The organism is Acinetobacter sp. P8-3-8 (genome assembly GCF_000214135.1).
Taxonomy (GTDB): domain Bacteria; phylum Pseudomonadota; class Gammaproteobacteria; order Pseudomonadales; family Moraxellaceae; genus Acinetobacter.
On the sequence record NZ_AFIE01000112.1, the window covers coordinates 1 to 2,911 of the forward strand.

Genomic DNA, 2,911 nt, shown 5'->3' on the forward strand with positions numbered 1-2,911 from the left:
GGGTCAACTCTCTCGCCTTGCTTCTTATGCACAAACTGGACAACCTCATGCTTGGTGGCAGGCTGAGTCTGAAGTAAATACTGTTTTAGATTATGTGCCTTCTGCAAATAGTGGTGCACCACTATGGGATATTTCTTCTAATGTATGGAAAGGAATAAATGATCAAAATCGTAATATTTCAATAGATCAACAATTTAATCAACAAGGTTTAATCTCTAAACGATCTGTAGTATTTAATAGTAAAAATCAACAGCGCGAGTTTTCACAACGTAATGGCTATGTGAATGGTATCCGAATGTGGGAACAGCAGCGTTTGCGTATGCCTACTGAAAAGTATTCAGACATTCATTCACCTGAACTTAATGATGTTATCGTTGATCGTGATTATGTGATGCTTGCAGGTTTACCTGTGATGCAATTTAGTCAGATTTCTACTCAAAAACAGAATGAGCAGTTCAATACTGATTTAGCTTCGTTTAATGCAGTTCAGCTCAATCGTATTGGTGCGCCAGTCAAGGTTTTTGATAAGAATAACACTGTCCGTTGGCAAACTGATTATTCACCATTCGGTGAACGTTTAAATACGGTTAGCACACGTAATGATGAAGCCCAGCTCATTAGAGTGAATAAAAATTTACCTATTTCTCAATCGATAGATGATATGCGTTATGCAATTTCGGTTCGTTTACCTGGACAAAATGAAGACCCAATTACAGGTTTGTATGACAATGGTTATCGTCAATACGATCCTGTCGTAGGACGTTATTTAACACCTGATCCAATGGGAACTGTCGATGGTTTAAATCCTTATTTGTATGTGGGTAATAATCCGTTAAACAAAGTTGATCCTTATGGTTTATACCAAACGGATATGCATTATTACATGACTTATTTTCTTGCAATTACCGCAGGAATTGATTCCGATAATGCGAGACGAATTGCTTTGGCAACTCAGTTTGTAGATACCAATGATAATACTAGTCCTTATGATGATGAGGCAGGAGCAGGAATAAGCCTAGTTAAAAATTTTTCAAGTGAACGGCTAGAATATTATCATTTTACAAATAATAGGTTTGCCTACACTAAACCACTTCAAGGAATGGAACTGGGTAGTTGGGATTTAGAAAAGCCTAAAGGTATGTCTGATAATGATTATCTAAAATGGAGACTTACATCAAATTTAAATAATATTCCTCAGCTTAAAGCATTAACTAGAAATTATAACAAGGCAGCACAATGTGGGAATCTAAACCTAAGTATGCAATTTTTTGGTGAATACTTACATGCTTTTGAAGATACCTTTGCTCATCGTGATCAAGATAATGATCCTTTTGGTGTGAATGCTGGAGCTGGGCATGGAACACATGGTTCTCATCCTGATTATACTTATAACCATTATGGGAAATTTGAGTTACCTACAAATTTAGTAGGTTATGGCTATTGGGCTGTGAATGAAACTCGGTCTATCGTTGAGCAAGAACAAGTTTATAAAAAATTAGTTGAATACCGAAATACTGTTTTAAAAATACCTGCTAGTGAAGTTAAAGCAGTACCTTGGCATGAACTGAAAAACTATTTATCCATTTACAATGCCATTCCAGAAAACTTAAATCATGAAGCTGAAGTCGGATCTTTAGATAGTATCGATGAGAAAATAACTTATCTACAGGCTTTACTTAATGGCTCACCTATCAGCCAAAATATTTATACTTATGATTATGTAACAAAAGAAAATAAAATTGTTCAAACTCACCCTATTAAAACCAATTGGGGATATAAGCCAAAACAAGGGGGGGATTTTGAATTGATTGAATATGTGAAAAATAGCGAGAATAGGCTTTTTGACAAAACAAGAAACCCTGTTAGTGGCTATATAGCAGGGAAACATGGCTACTCAATTCCTCAAGCAATTACCAACCGAATAGAGGTATTTAAGACCTTAAATAAAACAGATAAAGAAAAATATACCAATTTGGTATGGGATACATCTGTACAGAAATATAAATCTAAAGATGGAGAAAGTGAAACAACACAATCAGCTGTTCAATATTACCGCTTATCCACAAAATCAATATTTAACTTACAATCTAGCCCATTCACTATTACAGGTACACCACCTGCACCACGATAAGGAATATCTTAATGCAAAAATCAATCCCTATTTTTAGCCTTTTAATGTTATCAAGTTGTTCTTTTGCTAAATCAGAAAGACCTACACTAGAATATAACTTTCCAGTATGTGGGCAAAGTATATTGAATGAAAAAAGAATAACTAAAGTCTGTGCAACTCGTGATTTTATCGCCTTAGAACCAAGAAAGCGGAAAAAGGACTGGTTGGCATTTCTCGCTGCCGAAGGAAGTAGTGGTTACAAAGGGTCTAGAGATCCTGTAGGTGGAGTTTTAGAGTTTCAGAATCAAGAGCTTGATATGCAAGGACATGTTTGGGATTTTTCTCAGCAAGGAGAACCAGGGTTAGTTTTAAAAGGGGGGAATAGTATTATTAAAAATGGCATAATTCTAAAAGCCAATATTTATCTTGGGAATAGTGGTTCAGACTTAATTAAAGCGTTTCAATTTGAGGATATGAAGGCACATTCTTTGCTCTTGGCTCTTTGGAGGTGGAAGGGAATAGTTGATAGCTCAAAGCTATTGATTAATAAAAATATTTCAGTTTATCGTTCCAATACAACAATAATAAATAATCAAATTATTTCTCAGGCTAATTTAAAAGATAATGGACAATTATTTAATGTAATCCAACAACCAAAATCAACATTAATTAGTTTTTCAGCGCAAATATTTCCAGATGAAATTGATGGTAAAATCACTATTCCCAATGCTCTGTATGTCAAATTCTCCCCTGACACAGTCATCGATAACAATACTTTTACTCTTACTCAAAAAAATGATC

Annotated in this window: 2 protein-coding genes; both read left to right on the forward strand. The window is 34.9% G+C overall.

Annotated features, from left to right (window positions below; genetic code table 11):
- A partial coding sequence (locus GGG_RS21605) for a DUF6765 family protein (RefSeq protein WP_010117840.1) occupies positions 1–2,131 on the forward strand: 2,131 nt, incomplete at its 5' end.
- Between the two features lie 11 nt (positions 2,132–2,142).
- A partial coding sequence (locus GGG_RS20140; RefSeq protein ID WP_010117841.1) for a hypothetical protein occupies positions 2,143–2,911 on the forward strand: 769 nt, incomplete at its 3' end.